The 14,597-nt window shown below is 66.4% G+C and carries 15 protein-coding genes; 8 read left to right on the top strand and 7 right to left on the bottom strand.

What is annotated here, in order from left to right:
* The first annotated feature begins 14 nt into the window (after positions 1-14).
* The 3 genes from EDD93_RS18945 (at position 15) to EDD93_RS18935 (ending at position 3,816) form a co-directional block, all read left to right on the top strand.
* Positions 15-1,340 (top strand): PP2C family protein-serine/threonine phosphatase, encoded by a 1,326-nt coding sequence (locus EDD93_RS18945; RefSeq protein WP_123526263.1) that lies wholly within the window; start codon positions 15-17, stop codon positions 1,338-1,340.
* Positions 1,341-1,750: 410 nt separating this feature from the next.
* Positions 1,751-2,761 (top strand): cytochrome P450, encoded by a 1,011-nt coding sequence (locus EDD93_RS18940; RefSeq protein WP_148083884.1) that lies wholly within the window; start codon positions 1,751-1,753, stop codon positions 2,759-2,761.
* A 47-nt stretch (positions 2,762-2,808) separates the two neighbouring features.
* Entirely contained in the window at positions 2,809-3,816 is a 1,008-nt protein-coding gene (locus EDD93_RS18935; protein ID WP_123526261.1) for a JmjC domain-containing protein, read from the top strand.
* Positions 3,817-4,011: 195 nt separating this feature from the next.
* Here the strand turns inward: EDD93_RS18935 and EDD93_RS18930 are convergent, their stop codons facing one another.
* A complete protein-coding gene (locus EDD93_RS18930; RefSeq protein WP_123526260.1) occupies positions 4,012-4,563 on the bottom strand; it encodes a flavoprotein in 552 nt (183 codons plus the stop codon).
* 131 nt (positions 4,564-4,694) lie between these two features.
* On the opposite strand from EDD93_RS18930, the gene EDD93_RS18925 reads away from it, so the two are divergent.
* Positions 4,695-5,873, top strand: a complete 1,179-nt coding sequence (locus EDD93_RS18925; RefSeq protein WP_123526259.1) for a helix-turn-helix domain-containing protein — start codon at positions 4,695-4,697, stop codon at positions 5,871-5,873.
* A gap of 806 nt (positions 5,874-6,679) precedes the next feature.
* On the opposite strand, the gene EDD93_RS39430 is transcribed toward EDD93_RS18925, so the two are convergent.
* The 4 genes from EDD93_RS39430 to EDD93_RS40255 form a co-directional block, all read right to left on the bottom strand.
* Positions 6,680-7,318: an MAE_28990/MAE_18760 family HEPN-like nuclease gene (locus tag EDD93_RS39430; RefSeq protein ID WP_148083883.1), complete on the bottom strand. Its 639-nt coding sequence runs from the start codon at positions 7,316-7,318 to the stop codon at positions 6,680-6,682.
* A 14-nt stretch (positions 7,319-7,332) separates the two neighbouring features.
* Positions 7,333-8,436 (bottom strand): DUF262 domain-containing protein, encoded by a 1,104-nt coding sequence (locus EDD93_RS18915; protein WP_123526257.1) that lies wholly within the window; start codon positions 8,434-8,436, stop codon positions 7,333-7,335.
* A 702-nt stretch (positions 8,437-9,138) separates the two neighbouring features.
* Complete coding sequence (locus tag EDD93_RS40820; protein ID WP_398905091.1) at positions 9,139-9,324, bottom strand: GNAT family N-acetyltransferase; 186 nt, start codon at positions 9,322-9,324, stop codon at positions 9,139-9,141.
* A 525-nt stretch (positions 9,325-9,849) separates the two neighbouring features.
* Entirely contained in the window at positions 9,850-10,050 is a 201-nt protein-coding gene (locus EDD93_RS40255) for a hypothetical protein (protein ID WP_260255776.1), read from the bottom strand.
* A 195-nt stretch (positions 10,051-10,245) separates the two neighbouring features.
* Here EDD93_RS40255 and EDD93_RS18895 point away from each other — a divergent pair, with 195 nt between their 5' ends.
* Positions 10,246-10,836 carry a hypothetical protein gene (locus EDD93_RS18895; RefSeq protein ID WP_123526256.1) on the top strand — a complete coding sequence of 197 codons (591 nt, stop codon included), beginning with the start codon at positions 10,246-10,248 and terminating at the stop codon, positions 10,834-10,836.
* Between the two features lie 207 nt (positions 10,837-11,043).
* Here EDD93_RS18895 and EDD93_RS18890 read toward each other — a convergent pair whose 3' ends face one another.
* Positions 11,044-11,562, bottom strand: coding sequence for a hypothetical protein (locus tag EDD93_RS18890; RefSeq protein WP_260255775.1), 519 nt, complete (start codon positions 11,560-11,562; stop codon positions 11,044-11,046).
* 117 nt (positions 11,563-11,679) lie between these two features.
* The gene (locus EDD93_RS18885; protein WP_123526255.1) at positions 11,680-12,438 is read right to left on the bottom strand and encodes a GntR family transcriptional regulator; all 759 of its coding nucleotides are present in this window, start codon (positions 12,436-12,438) and stop codon (positions 11,680-11,682) included.
* Positions 12,439-13,278: 840 nt separating this feature from the next.
* Here EDD93_RS18885 and EDD93_RS18865 point away from each other — a divergent pair.
* The 3 genes from EDD93_RS18865 to EDD93_RS18855 are packed head-to-tail and all read left to right on the top strand — an operon-like array spanning position 13,279 to position 14,521.
* The gene (locus tag EDD93_RS18865; protein ID WP_123526251.1) at positions 13,279-13,503 is read left to right on the top strand and encodes a hypothetical protein; all 225 of its coding nucleotides are present in this window, start codon (positions 13,279-13,281) and stop codon (positions 13,501-13,503) included.
* Positions 13,503-14,183, top strand: coding sequence for a GntR family transcriptional regulator (locus tag EDD93_RS18860; RefSeq protein ID WP_123526250.1), 681 nt, complete (start codon positions 13,503-13,505; stop codon positions 14,181-14,183). Before EDD93_RS18865 ends, EDD93_RS18860 begins: the two co-directional genes overlap by 1 nt.
* Positions 14,180-14,521 carry a hypothetical protein gene (locus EDD93_RS18855; RefSeq protein WP_123526249.1) on the top strand — a complete coding sequence of 114 codons (342 nt, stop codon included), beginning with the start codon at positions 14,180-14,182 and terminating at the stop codon, positions 14,519-14,521. The genes EDD93_RS18860 and EDD93_RS18855 overlap by 4 nt, the downstream gene beginning before the upstream one ends.
* Positions 14,522-14,597 lie beyond the last annotated feature (76 nt).

Here is a 14,597-nt window from a genome sequence, read left to right as displayed (position 1 = left end):
TCCCGAGGACCGTCATGCGCCTCTCACTCCGAGCCCGTCCCGAGATCGCCGACAGCCGAGGCGTGTGCGCCGTGCTGGGCGTGGCCCTGCTCGATGCCGTCCTCGGCGAAGAGGTCCGTCTGCCGGCCCTCCTATCGGTCGGCCCGGTACTGGCCTCGGCCCGAGCCGCGCCGCGGGCCGTCATCGGCACCGGAGTGATCGCCGCCGTCGTGGGCGCGCTGGCGGCCCTGAACGACGACGCTCTCGGCACCCGGCGGGCAGCCTCGGGGCTCATCACCATCGCGCTGGTGACCGCGTTCTCGGCCGTGGCCGCGCGGCGCAGGACCCGTCAGGAGTCGAGGCTCGCCGCCACCAGCCGCGTGGCGGACGCCGCCCAGCTGGCCATCGCGCCGTCCTTGCCCACCGCCGAGGGCCCGGTGCGCCTGGCCGCCTCCTACGAATCCGCCGACGCCGGCGCCCGGATAGGCGGCGACTTCTGCGAAGTCGTCCCGGTCAGAGACGGGGTACGCGTGCTCATGGGCGACGTCCAGGGCAAAGGACTCGGGGCCGCCGCGCTCAGCAACGCACTGCTGGGCTCGTTCCGGGACAACGCCCCGACCGAGGCGCACCTGGAGAACGTCGGGCTGCGGATGTCGTGCAGCATGCTCCGCCGGCCGGACGAGGAACGCTTCGTCACGATGACGCTCGCGCAGCTGACCGACAGCGGCGAGCTTACGGTTCTCAACTACGGCCACCCCAGCCCGCTCATCACCCTCGCGGACGGGACAGGCCGGTGGGCCGACCCGCACCGGCCCGGCCTGCCGCTGGGCCTGGCCGCGCTCGCCGACTGCGAACCGGGCTACTACCGGTGCACTCTGCACGCGGGCGACCGCGTCCTGTTCCACACCGACGGTCTGACCGAATCCCGCGACGAGCAGAACCGCTTCTACCCCCTCGATGCCCGCGCCGGCCTCCTGCGCGACGCCGATCCGGCCACCTGCCTCAACCGTCTGCGGGACGACGTCCGTGCCCACGCAGCAGGCGCGGGAGGCGTGGACGACTCCGCGCTCCTGCTGGTCGAGTACCAGGGGCAGCCTGCCGCCAGGGACCGGCCCGCCACCTCGACGCGGACGCCGATGCCGACGCGCGCCCTGCCCCTCCGGCACACGCCCGAGCAACTCGGCTGCCACGTCTGCGCCGTTGCGGACTGCCCCCTGCGTCATGCGCTGGACTCCGGCCCGGCCGGCGAGGACGGCGCCCAGGACCCGGAGCAGCCACGCCGGAGCGACACGGCAACAGGGGACGGCCCGGGGCCTGCTGCGCAATGCGGGCGGGTCGGGCGGCGCAGCGGTCCGCGTTAGTCAAACGTTAGGAGAACGTGAGCGTCGAATGGAATGGTGGAAATCCCCCGGTGGGGGAAGTCAGCCTCTTTCGATTATGGCACGGGCACACTTTCGGGTGGGTCCGTAATCCAGGAAATGGAGCAGTCATGAAGAAGATCAAGGCGCTTGTGCGGAAGTTCAAGAAGGACGAGGACCTCGCCAACCACGCGTGGGTCCTGCACGTCATCTAGTACGCACGTTATCCAGCACACCTTCGCCGGCGGGGGAAGCGCTTATGCCGATTCCCCCGCCGGCGCTCCAGAACCTCGCGGCCCGTTCAATTCCTGGAATTCTCCATCCGCTGCGGGCAACCCGTTCAGTTGCCATTTTCATGGAGGGCGATCCTCGTGGGAGAAACGGCACCGGCGGCAGATCGCGACCATTCCATCGTGTACGCCCCGCGAATTCAGGACCTGCTGGCCAGGGAACAGAAAGTGTTCCGGATCGACGCGACCACGGTCGGCGTCTCCCACTGCGACCTGATGGCCGAAGTCGTCGCGGCGCGCCCCGTTCTGTCGACGGAGCGCTCGGTCTACAAGCCCGCGGCGGGAGCCGAGATCCCCCACGACAGCGCGACGGGCACGATCCGTGCTCTGGGCCAGGACGTCATGGCGGGCATCCGCACTGAGCCGCCCCCTGTGCGCGGGCTGCACGGCGCCTGGCCCTACGCGGCCACCTCGTACCTGCGCGAATGGCTCTTCGCGTCCGACCCGCTGCCGGTCTCCCTGTTGTCGAAGCGCGGCATCACGCGCTCCCCCTCGCTCTCCCGGTTCGTCGACCGCGCCGTCGCCGTCTGGCCGGAGTCCGGGGGCGGGCGCACCGCACTGGCGGAGCAGATCCGCACCGCTTCCGGCACCCAGGAGCGCGGGCAGGCCATCGCGATGTACCGCCGGGCGACGGCCACCCTCTGCGACGGGGTGGCCGCGCTGGCCGGCAACGCGCTGTGGCTCGTGGGGCCTTCGACGCCGGCCCGGGAGGCAGCCCGAGGCGATCTCCCCGCGGTGCTGTGGGAGACGCTGCGGCTGCTCCCGCCCGCGTGGATGCTGTACCGGAAGGGCGGGGACGCGTACGCCGCCCTGCACTCCGAGATCCGCCGCGAGGACAACGTCGCGCTGTTCCCCCTGCTGATGCACCGTCACCCGGACTACTGGGCGGACCCGCTGGAGTTCCGCCCCGAGCGGTGGGCCGGGCAGGCGGATCCCGAGAAGGCGCCCGCGTTCATGCCGTTCGGGTTCGACGGTGCCCGCTGCTGGGCCAAGCACCTGGTCGTACCCCTGGCCGAACGCCTGCTGACCGTCGCTCTCGACAACCGGCTCGCCATCCGCAGCCCGGACCAGGAGAAGCACGTCCCCCTGCGCTCCCTGCTCTCCGTACGGTTCGACGCGGAATCCGGACCATGACGGCACCGCGCCCCGCCGACCGACCACCCTGACACCACGGGAACGCCATGGAATCGCCCACGCTGGCCAACTGGGTCGGCAACGTCGAGAGTTTCACCAGCCACCAGTGGCAGCACGAGCCCGCGGTCTTCACGCCGGAGACACTCGGATCGCCCTTCGACCTCGACGAGTTGGACAGCGCCTTCGAGTCGGGGCTGCTGCGCACGCCCTACCTGGAGATGGTCCGCTCCAACAAGGTCACCGTCCCGGCCGAGGCGTACACCACGTCACGCCTGCTCAACGGCACGACGCACCACGGATTCGCCGACCGTGCGAAGGTCGTCGCACTCCTGCGCGCCGGGGCGACGCTGCTCCTGCGCCATGTCGACCAGTGGCACCTGCCCACAGCTGACCTGGTGACACGGCTGTCCGGCGAGCTGGACCGGCGCGTGGAGGCGTTCTTCTTCGTCACGCCCGCCGACTGCCAAGGCCTCGCGACCCACCGCGACGACGCCGACGTGTTCGCCCTCCAGGTGGCCGGACGCAAGACCTGGTACGTCCACGGCGCGCCGACGACGGCGGACTGGTCGCTGGGCGAGCTCCCGGACGACGAGGACTCGCCCCAACTCCTGCGCAGCGTCCTCGAACCCGGCCACGTCCTCTACATCCCGCGCGGCTTCGCCCACCGCGCGGTGGGCGAGGCCGGTCTCTCCGCCCACCTGTCACTGACGATCCGCGACATCTCCCTGGCGGACCTGCGGACAGCCCTGCAGCAGTGCCTGACCGAAGGCCTGACGGTCCCCGCCCGCCCCCTGGGGGAAGCCGCTATCGCGGAGGCCGCCGCGGCCCTGCTCGGCCACGCCCGTACGAAGCTCGCCACGATCGAACCGCGCGACCTGCTCCTCGCCGCACAAACGGCCCAGACGCGACACCTCGCCGACGCGCCCCGGTCGCAGACGTTCACCGAAACGGCCCGGGACTGGGAGTCCGGCACCCCCCGCACCAAGCGGGCCGGACTGGGCTCGGTCGTACGCACCTGGCGCAGACTCCGCGACGCGACGGATACCGCACCCTGACGTGCCGGGTGCGGCCGTCGAGCGTCATCGGGCCGTGCAACCGGGCCCATCCACCGCACCCCGCGGGCCGATCCGCATCATGACGACGCCGCCGCAACGCCATACGTCCGCCGGCAGCAGACCTGGCGAACGCGAGGACCGGCACGCAGCCGGCAACCGCCGGCGCAACGCGGAACGACGAGCATGCGGCCCCGGTTACGGCAGGGGCGGGAGCCGCCTTCGCGCATCGTCGGCAGCGTCAAGGGCGAGGGCCCACGGGTACCCCTCGGCCCGCCGCTCGCCCGGCCGGTTCGGCACGAAACCGCCCTCGCCGTACAGCACGCGCACACCCATGCTCCGCAGATCTCCGACGCTCCGGTCGAGCGCGCGGTGCCGCGCGTAGGCCGCGTTCACACACGGCATCGTGACCAGCGGGACGGCCTTTCCGATCGCCTCCGCCGCAACGCCCACCACGAACGTCGACGTGAGGCCGAGCGCCCAGGAGTTGATCGTGTTGAAGGTGGCCGGTGCCACGAGGATCACGTCCGCCTTCGGCCACACGTCCGGCTCACCCGGCATCTTGTACTCGGACCTCACCGGGTGCCCGGTCACCTTCTCCAGCTCGGGAAGTTCCCGCTCCAGCCACCGTGCGGCCGACGGCGTCAGGCCGAGGCACACATCCCAGCCGCGGGCCTGGGCGTCCTTCACGACTTGGGACACTTCGAGCACGGGAGGGGCGGCTGAGCCGAACAGGTACAGGGTCGTCATTGCCTCATCCCACCCGTCGGGCCCGGGACATGCAACCACCCCCGAACCGGGTGGAATCGGTGGCGAAGCGGGGTCGGGCGCTCAAGCGCGTGGGTAGCGTTCCGGATGACGAGTCAGGAACGGAGGCCGGCATGGCGACACCGAACGGCGATCACACGGGTGCCCGCATCAGAGAGCAGCGGAAGCTCGCCCGCCTCGGCCAGCGCGAGCTGGCCGCGCGCATCCCGTACTCCTACAGCCTGCTCAACCAGGTGGAGTGCGGAGCCCGCCCGGCCACGGATGCCTTCGTGGCTGCCGTGGCCGCCGCCCTGGGTATCGCCTCCTCCCGCCTTCGGGAACCACTCCGTGCGGCCGACACGCAGTCCGGGCGCCTCGTCGCACTGGTACGTCCCATCCGTGAGGCCCTCGACCTGTACGACCTCGACCCCGAACCCATGACGGACCGGCCGGTCGTGGAGCTCGTGGCCGACGCCGACCGCCTGTGCCGGCAGGTACGGGCAACGCATCTGCGGGCGGCTGCTCGCGAACTCCCCTCCGTCATCTCCGCGCTGACCCGGGCAGCCCGGACCGCACCGACGACGCAGACGTGGCAGGCCCTCGCCTCGACGTACCGCACGGCCCACGACATCGCACTCAAGACCGGCTTCCCCGACCTCGCGATCGTGGCCCTGGACAGGATGGGCTGGGCCGCTGAGCGCGCTTCCGATCCGTGCCTGGCCGCTGTCCGCCACTACAAACGGGCGCTCGGCCACGCCCGGTCGGGACAGGACCTGGGGCGACGGCTCGTCGAAGCCGGGCATGCGCTTGTTGCCGACGAGACCTCGCGGGAAGCGCTGGCGGTCGCCGGGCAGCTGCACCTCGGCGCGTCGGCGGTCGCCGCCCGAGCAGGAGACGGCGACGCCGTCGCACATCACATCGCGGCGGCCCGTGGCCTGGCCGCCCGTCTCGGCGGCGAGGCCCGCGAGGTGCACTGGCTGTCGTTCGGCCAGCTGAACGTGTCGCTTCATGAGATGGGCGCCGCGATCACGATGCGACAGTTCGACGAGGCGCTGCGGCAGGCCCGCGCGATGAAGCTGCCGGCGGCTACGTTGACCTCGCGGCGGGCCCGGTTCCTTGTCGACCGCGCCACCGTCGAGATGCAGACAGGCCACTCTGATGCCGCTCTGCGCCATCTCGTTGAGGCACGCCGGACCGCACCCGAGCAGACCCGCTACCACCCCCGGACCCGCGAGACGGTGAGCGGCCTCCTTCACTCCGCGCGGCGCACGCCGGACGGCCTCGGACTTCTGGCCGCATGGGTCGGTCTGTAGATCCGTTCACGTGCTCACAGATTTGTGAGCATTGAGCCCTCTTCCGCCCTGCATGCTCGTCCCACCAGACCGTCGACGAGCCAGGGGCGCCATGACCGCGAGGGATTTACCACCAGTCGGTTCACTGACCGAGCAACAGCAGCGGGGCTGGCGTTGCGTCTGGTGCGGTCACCCTCTCACGACCGGCCTGGACGTCGACCTGGGTGAGCAGCGCGCGAGGCCGTCCGGCGGAGCCGCGTACAGCTGGTTCCCCCGGGCCTGCGCGGACACCGCGCCGTGCTCGGACCGGACGGCGGAGGTGGGCCGGTGAGCCGGTCGGTCATGCGGTTCGCACAGTGGACCGCCTTGCAAGCGTTGCGGCTGTCCCGGAAGGGGGCGATCAGCCGGAGGAGACCGGCTACGTCTTCACCACCCGCACCGGCCGGCCGACCGAGCCCCGCGAAGGAGCGTCCCGACTGCGGGGAACCAGGCCCTTTGCTGTCAGAAGTAGACGTCAAAGGCCCCCAACCATGATCGGTTGGGGGCCTTTGCACTGGTGGGCGCGGGCAGTTTCGAACTGCCGACATCTGCTTTGTAAGTTCGCTCAGGCATCCCGCTCCCAGGCAACCAGCCCAGACGCCGGCGTTCTGGACGGCCGACCTGTACCGCCTCTGTACGCCATCGTTGATGTCAGTTCTAGATGTCATGTCACCGCGGTACGAACACCGGAGCCGTTGGATCGCGGGAGAACTCAAAGCATCCCTGTCCAACGAGAACGGCGGTAGCGACCATCCGCGACACGGAAAATCCGGACCAGCATTTAGATTTCACTGGGCCAGATAATACTCATCGCGAGCCGCATTCAATAGCTGATCGGAGAATAGATCGATAAGGTATCGAACCGAATCCAGCCGTTCTTCCGCATCTTGACGATCAAATTTCGCCAGTTCTCCGTGAGCTACTTGATTTCGCCCGTATAGCAGCTTTTCATCAATGAAAGCATTGCGGGTTTCGTATTCATCCAAATAATCAAGCCCAAGGCCTTGCACGAGTGCCTTAAATACAACGGATGATAGATTACTCTCAGTATCGAAGCACTTCTCTGGCCTAGCCGAAAAAGTCTTCTTTCTGTCTGCGTCGATACAGTCAAGCAGGTCGCCGAGAAAATAATTCTTAGAGCTGGCCGAAGCCTGCTTGAAGCGCGACGCAACATAAGCCGCCTGGAAAGGGTACTTAAGTCGCCCAACTGGCAACTGGCGGGAATTTATGTGCTTCACATAGAAGGCGCTGCCAGCCTTCACAAATCCCTCCCAGTGCGCATAAGAAATCACTACGGCAGCACGATGCAAGAGTTCCTGATGGGACTGATCCTTCCCTTCCTGGAATAGGATAGAGAATCGCGACAGCTCGACCTTCCGCAAAGACAAATCTCGCTGCACCTTGTCGCTAAATCTTTCCAGATCCACGTGCCCCTCCGGCGCTAGCTGGAAAAGAGTTGGCGTCCGAACGGGATGGTGATCTTCATCCGCTGATCTGCCCTAACGCCGGTAGCGTGACCTGCACTGAAACGGCTATCCGACCAGAGAAGGGATCGCTTTTCCTGAATTTTATCGGAACTTGGCAACTCGCCCGGCAGGTGGAACCCCAGACCTAGAGCAAGCGCCTCAAACGCCGTAAGAGAGAAGGGTCCCTCAGATCGTTCCCGCGCAGCGTTGAAACGCCTCAAGACGTCGGCTCCACCGGCCTCACGCAACGCCTGGAAGGTAGCCCTAAAGGCTTCACTCTCCTCGTCGAGGCGCTGGTCATCATATTCGACCAAGGAGACGATTTCGGAGGTCAAAAAGTCTCCGATGTTGCCCACAGTGGAAAGTCTTTCCCTTGGGAGCTTCCGCAGGAGCACGAACCGCAGAGCGAGTTCCATGTGGTAGCGCTCATTGATCAGCCGTTCCGGCAAATCAACGACTCCAACAAATGACCGATCCTGCGAAATGCCCGCAAGCCATTTGTAATGCTTATCACTGAGACTCACAAGTAGGCAGTTCCGAAGCTCTTGCGGCGTCGCCAGAGAGCCGAATGAATTAAGCCTCTGAAACAGATCGTACTTTGTTCGATTGTCACTTTCTCGCTTGATGATTTTCACATCAATGCGTGCACGCTTAAAGTCAATCCTTTGGGCAGGAGTCAGGTTCCTCTGGGTACCTTCACGCTCCTCATATGCGCAGCCCTCAAGTTGACTCAAAAAAGGTGGCTTAGTACAGACAAGAGGATCGTGAAGATTCCCGTCCTCATCTTTCAAAATACCCATGAATTGGAAAATCGTAGACATGCGCTGGACTCCATCCACAACATCCCAGACACCCTTCTCATTTTGGGCGACAAACATGCTCGGAAGAGGAATTCCAAGGAGAATACTTTCAATTAGACGGCTACTCTGTTCAATCCTCCAGCGAAAAATTCTCTGGAACTCAGGGTGAATGTCAATCTCACCATCTTTGTAGAGGTTTGCCAGCTCACCAATGGACATTGGATAGGAATCCGTTGCGATCCTGCGACGATACTGTTCGATTTCATTTTCAAGCGTCATATCAAGAGGCTAGCAGCTCGCGCGAGCGGCCCGCGGGTCTTCGCAACCATCGCCACCAAGCCCCAGATGGGCGACTATGCCAGTAGCGTTGTGAAGCAACTCTTGGCGGGATCGTCCACTGCGCTTGGCGGACCTCTGGTTCCGACCGCTAACGGAGAATCCTCAGCGTCACACGAAACTTCACCCCTTCCCCACCACCCACCTCAGCTCCCATCCCGTCCGCCTTCGACCCACACGTCGTGGAGCGGTCGTGGTTCAGGGCGTCAAGGTGGAGCGCGCCACTGTACGAACGACCTTGACGCCCTGGGCCGCGACTGCTCGGCTCTGCCTGGGTCGAAGGTGGTCGGGATGGGAGCCTCACGACGCTCGCCCCGCTCCGGCCGGCACTCGCGAACGGTGCCCCGTCCATCCCGGAGTCTGAGCGCCCCCGCCGGAGGCATCGTCGTGAAGCCGCGGGCTTGGTTCTCGTCTCATGCCCCACGGGCCTATCCACTGCGGGCGCGCGTCGGCGGCGGCAGCGCCGAGCGGGCCGAAGGCAGGAGCGCGGGCGCAGCCAGAGCCGGGAAGCGCGCCCGGCGGAGCGGAGCGCAGCCGGGTGCCTTGATGAGGTAGAGAAACCTGTAACAGCTCTCGTTGTCAGGCTGGCGCAACGAAGCAGATGGCGTCGAAGCGCTCGCCGCCGAAGGTGTGGATGGTCTCGCCTCATCGCTGCCAGCCAAGGCGCTCGTACATGCGGATTGCTGCGGCATCCTTCGTCAAGACCTCAAGGGCCAAATGCAGTTCGTTCGCTCTGGCGTAGGCCAATGCTGCGTCCATCAGACGTTTGCCCGTAGAGCCTTTGTGCGCAACGCTGCTGACCGCCGCCTGCGTCCCGCCCCGCGTCGTGATGGAGATCCTCGGGCACAGTCAGATCGCGGTCACGATGAACATCTATGCACACGTCGTCCAGGACACGCAGCGCGAGGCCGTGAGTCACCTGGACCGCATGCTGAAAAGGCAGCGTCCCGACCGTGGGTAACCACACCCATTGATGTCAGAAGTAGACGTCAAAGGCCCCCAACCATGATCGGTTGGGGGCCTTTGCACTGGTGGGCGCGGGCAGTTTCGAACTGCCGACATCTGCTTTGTAAGCCTGGCATCGGCCTCTGAGCCATCACCGCAGCTCAGTCTGTCTGTGCGCTGCGACGGCTGTCACCAGCTGCTGACGCCGGGACGTTCCCCAAATGACCGTGACTGACCGCTCGATCTGGCACGCATCTGGCACGCATGCCTAGAGCTCAACGCGCTCGCTCACAACGTCGTCACCGGGCTCGCCATAGCGCAGCACGACATGGGCCGGCCGAAACGGAAGCATGTGCAACCCGGACTCCATAACCCGGAACAAGGCTTCGGCATCAGGACCATAGGCGTAGATCACAACCTCTCCCCCGCCGAACTCATCGCCTCGACCTCACCAACACCAGCGGCTGCGACCGCGGCACCGATGGACCGCTCGGCTTCAAAGACCAGCGACCTCTGGTCAGGTTCACCGAACTCGTCGCCGCCCAACTGGAAGCGAGCGATCACGGCGTGTTCCGGAGCCTCGTCCGGCAGGTCAAAGAGCACGTTCTGCATGACGGTGCCCTCCCACTGGGGTCTGACAGCCAGTCTCCTGCTGGGCATCTGCTCACTTGCTGTCGCCAATCTCTGCGGAGAGCCGTGCGCCCCTCTATGCGCCGGATGCCCTCTTGCGGTGCCCTCTCCTTCACAGCACGGTTTCGCTGAACGTCGCTCGGCGCTGAGTGCTACAAGGGGGAGGAGCGAGAGGTCATGCGGACAGTGACACCGTGGGCGCAGAAGACCTTCGGAGACACGGCCGGCCAGTTGGCTGACCTGATCCCAGCCAGCTTGGTCCGGGCACACGCCAGGGCCCGCAGTGGTCACGAGGGTGTGCACACCCAGACCTTGGAGGCCTATGGACACGGGCTCTACGCTGCCCAGTACGAGGAACTGGCTGTCAGCCTGGCCTCACTCTCTGATGCTGCGCCGGTGCGCCTACAGAGCCGGACGCTGATGATCATTCGTGACCACCTGATCTATCCGTATTGCTACGCGAAGAAGGATGTTCCCGTCACGGCCGCGCGCCTACGCCGCGCTACCGGCTTCCGCGCAGATCTGATTCGCCGACACGGCCCAGAACCGATGCAGCAGGCCTTCGACTTGGACTTCGATGAGTCCGATGAAGCGGAGGCGCACCCTGACCTCAGCCTCCTACCAGAGGACGTGCGCCTCGTCCTGGTCGCCTATGCGTGCTCCATGAGCCAAGGCGTGATGCGCATCGAATGGGGCTCGGCCGAGCTGCGCCGAGAGGACCGCTACCTCATCTGGCACCGCCACGAGCCTCTGCCTCCTGGTGCCTAGCCAGCAAGAAACACCCCATCTTGCCTGACTGCTACCTCTTGACGGAAACCCGTATCGGCGGGTGGGCCTGACCTGGGCCTTCCGGCCGAGCCCCGGTAGCTGGACTGTCACTGTCGGTCGCTGATTGTCGGCCTTGGGGGACGTCGCACGGCCCACAGACGGCCCGGGGCTGCCGGAGACGCCGCGGCGGAATCACGCGCGAGTCGCCTACGAAGGCTCGTTCCATACGTGCACGACCGGGACGCCTTCCAGCGGGAGACAGTCGCGGTAGTACTCCGATTCGAGCCACTCCTCGATCACGAAAAGCGGCCGCGACAAAAGCACCTCGCTGACCTGCTGAGCCCGCAGAAGCAACCCGAGATCGGTCAAGGCAAGCGAGTCATCGGGCGTGTAGAGCAGGCAGTTTCCGTGCTCAGAGGCGTGATCCAGGAGGAATTGGTGAACCTGCTCGGGATCGCGGCCGGCCAGCGCCACATCTGCGAGGAAGGCCTGAGGGCCCGCAACCGCATCCAAGGACACGCACGCCAGCCCGCCCCCATCGTCGTCATAAAAGACCTTCACCCCGTCGGCGAAGTTCTCCTGCGAGTACGGTCCACCTACCTGTTCCTGCGGGGCGATGGTCTGTAGCGCGACGGCGACGTCGGCCGGACTCATCCCGAACCGCAAGGGCCCCACCCTGACCCCAGGCATCCACTCCCAGCGCTCCCGCTCACTCTTCACAGTCACGGTCCCCACCCTCCCTCGGACAGCTCGCGGCCATCCCCCGTTCCGCTCGGCCCTTGAAGCCCGCTCGGCGTTCGACGCCAACTGAGGCACACAGCCAAGTTGGCGCCCGTCCGAAACCTAGTGACGACTGACCGGGATCTCGTAAACGATCTCGCACAGGGCGGCGGGCACGACGATGTCAGCCGTCTCTACTGGCCGCCCCTGGTCGCTGTAGTACGTCCGCCTGATGTGTGTGACAAGAGCGGCCTTCTGGATGCCGAGGAGAGACGCCTCCTCCGAAGTCGCCTGCCGCGGTTCCGGCTGCTCGACGGCATGGCTGACCGTGATGCCGATCGCAGCCATGCGGTTCACGACGCCTGCCCCGGCGTGCGGCCCTCCCTCGGGAAGGACGACGAGCGTGCCGGCGGTGAGGTCGTACGGCTCCCAGCTCGTCGACAGTTGCAACGGCTTGCCGTCGGCCAGGAACTCGTAAACGGTTCGGACGCACAGATCGCCTTCGGCGACACCGAGCCGCGCCGCGATCTCCGCCGGCGCCGGGACCTTGGCCTCGGTCCGGCTCTCCCAGTCCCCAAGCCTGCCTACAGCCTGCATGTCCGCGCGGAACGGGGAATCGTCCCGGTGCTCGCGTGCCGAGGAACGCACCACCCGGACGCGCCGACGGGGCTCGGCGATATAGGTGCCGGACCCCGCACGGCCTTCCAGGACTCCCTGCGAGATCAGCAGCTCCTGCGCCCGACGGACGACGTTCTCGCCGACGCCGCACTCCTGGCCGATCTGGGCACGTGAGGGCAGCCGGTCTCCTGGCGTCCACTCGCGCTCCGCGATCCGTCGTCGGAGAACGTCCGCGATGCGGAGATAAGGCGGCTGCTCAGGCATATGGAAAATCTAGTCCACTAGCTCTAATCTAGTTAACTAGCTTCACGTAACGTGATCACTCCGCGACGGAGATACCTGTGCCCGCTTCCGAACTGAGCGCCGAGGACATCGCCGCCCGGTTGTCCGCTGCCGGACTGACCACGCGCGTGATGCGGCACGCGCACCGCACATCGATCAGAGCGGAGGTGCCGGACGACTTCCCCGCCGACTCATGGCGGGAGGTCCTGGACGCAGTGGCGACAGCCGATCGATTCGGCCTCGTCGCAAGCAACGTGGACGGCCTCTTCTTATGGGCCGCAGTACGCAAAGAGGTACCCGCGACGGGCACTGTCCGGGGACCTGGCCATCAGCGTTAGGAGCTGATCAGCGTGTTCAGCCGTATCCGTCGCGCCCCCGCGCGTACCAGAGAGCGGTACGCCCAACAGCCCTGCCACCGCGACGCGTTAAAGCCCACCCGCCCGACATGCATCGACCCCAACCCGTCCGAGGCGCTAACGCTGCTCCTTCGACAGCGCCAAGACCGCACGGACGTCCTTCCTGGCGAGGAAACGGTCCTCCCCCGCCCGTACACCCTGGCCAGCGAGCAGCGCACACGGCAGTGCTCGAAGCCCGTCCCGCACCACCTCCTCGCCCACACGTGCTTCACGCCGGCGGAGGCCCACGGATGACGCGCGTCCGTGCAGAGGCGGCCACGCCCTACCAGTCCAGCGCATGTCGGATCGGCACCCACCACGAGTGCGCGCACTCGTGCCCGACGACGGCACCGATCGACATCCCTGTCATCTACGAGGCGTGCGTCTGCCCCTGCCACTCCCCGGCCACGTCATCGGAGGCCGCCTCATGAACGGCTTCCCCTCCGGTGGTGCACTCGCCTCCCCGGTTGAGATCACCTCGGCCACCGTGCAGCGCGGCGACGTCGTCCAGATCGGCGGCCAACCGTGCCGAGTAGCAGACCTCCGCCAACTCCCCGGCGGCGCCAAGCGCCTCCTTTTCGAGTCGGGCGAGTTCCTGACGATGCACACCCGTACGCGCCTGATCGCCGTACGCGTGCTCAAAAGGTGGTGATGGACTCCGTGCTGCCCCTCCGGCACACCATCGCCGACGGCCTCCGAACGCAGATCACCACCGGCCGCCTCAAGGCCGGCGAACGCCTCCCCTCGGAACCGAGTCTCGCCGCCCAGTACAAGGTCAGCACAACGACCCTGCGCAACGCCCTTGCACTCCTCCAGGCCGAGGGCCTGATCGAGAAGGTCCATGGCAAGGGCAACTTTGTCCGTCACCCCCTCCGCAGACTCACGTACACAAGAGGCCGCCTCACCTCGGACGCAGACCTCCGCGTCACGATCCGCACCACCAACCTCCTAGCTCGCGGAGACCTGATCTCCCTGCTCGGAGTCCCCTCGCGCACCCCGCTGACGGAGTTCCTCTGCCTCACCCACCAGGGGGAGAGGCCGCACAGCCTGGCTCGCATCTACGTCCCTCGCGACCTGGCATCGGCCCAGCTACCTTGGCGTAGATCCGGCGTAGAGGAATCCCGAGATCAGATCCGGGCGCGCCCCCCAACCCCGGAGGAAGCGTCATCCCTTCGAATCAGCTCAACACTGGCCGTCCTCTCGATCACGCGCGTGTCGATCGACAACACCGGGCGCGTGGTCGAGGCTGCCCTCCTGTTCCTCCCCGGCGACCGCGCCGAAGCGCTCTTCATCACGCACCACACAGCCAACGCGAAAGGACAGGAAGGATGACACCCCAGAACGAGCTCCGCCTCCTGCCTTGGACGGACCCCAACGGCAAGCCCTGCTACCTGAGCGCCGACAGTCAAGGCAGCCACCTGTCCCGTCTGGCAGACAACATCGAAGCGGTCCAACTCGGCATGGCAAACGAGCTCCTGGAGGAGGCAGCCGAAGCACTCGGAGACAAAGACGCCGAGCCGGAGGAGCTGCGCCACCTGGCAACGACTCTGACTGAAGCCCTCCACGAGGTGCTCCGCGTGGCAACAAGCCGCGGCCACCGCCTACTGACGCCGGTTCCGCCCCATGAAGGAGACGAGCACCCACGGCTCCCGGCAGCAGCCTTCGGCTAAGACCTGTCCCGTAAATGATCTCTGAGGCGTGTGGACGTGGTCGGTAGCGAGTGCGACCGCTTGCCCACCTGGCGAG

This window comes from Streptomyces sp. 840.1, assembly GCF_003751445.1.
In the GTDB taxonomy this organism is placed as follows: domain Bacteria; phylum Actinomycetota; class Actinomycetes; order Streptomycetales; family Streptomycetaceae; genus Streptomyces.
This window is presented reverse-complemented; position numbering and strand designations above follow the sequence as displayed.

Bases quoted from the DNA above. Each gene is read 5' to 3' on its own strand.
- EDD93_RS18915 (WP_123526257.1), bottom strand. From the start codon at position 8,436: ATGACGCTTGAAAATGAAATCGAACAGTATCGTCGCAGGATCGCAACG.
- EDD93_RS18935 (WP_123526261.1), top strand. From the start codon at position 2,809: ATGGAATCGCCCACGCTGGCCAACTGGGTCGGCAACGTCGAGAGTTTC.
- EDD93_RS18860 (WP_123526250.1), top strand. From the start codon at position 13,503: ATGGACTCCGTGCTGCCCCTCCGGCACACCATCGCCGACGGCCTCCGA.
- EDD93_RS18865 (WP_123526251.1), top strand. From the start codon at position 13,279: ATGAACGGCTTCCCCTCCGGTGGTGCACTCGCCTCCCCGGTTGAGATC.
- EDD93_RS18855 (WP_123526249.1), top strand. From the start codon at position 14,180: ATGACACCCCAGAACGAGCTCCGCCTCCTGCCTTGGACGGACCCCAAC.
- EDD93_RS18930 (WP_123526260.1), bottom strand. From the start codon at position 4,563: ATGACGACCCTGTACCTGTTCGGCTCAGCCGCCCCTCCCGTGCTCGAA.
- EDD93_RS18925 (WP_123526259.1), top strand. From the start codon at position 4,695: ATGGCGACACCGAACGGCGATCACACGGGTGCCCGCATCAGAGAGCAG.
- EDD93_RS40255 (WP_260255776.1), bottom strand. From the start codon at position 10,050: ATGCAGAACGTGCTCTTTGACCTGCCGGACGAGGCTCCGGAACACGCC.
- EDD93_RS18895 (WP_123526256.1), top strand. From the start codon at position 10,246: ATGCGGACAGTGACACCGTGGGCGCAGAAGACCTTCGGAGACACGGCC.
- EDD93_RS18945 (WP_123526263.1), top strand. From the start codon at position 15: ATGCGCCTCTCACTCCGAGCCCGTCCCGAGATCGCCGACAGCCGAGGC.
- EDD93_RS18885 (WP_123526255.1), bottom strand. From the start codon at position 12,438: ATGCCTGAGCAGCCGCCTTATCTCCGCATCGCGGACGTTCTCCGACGA.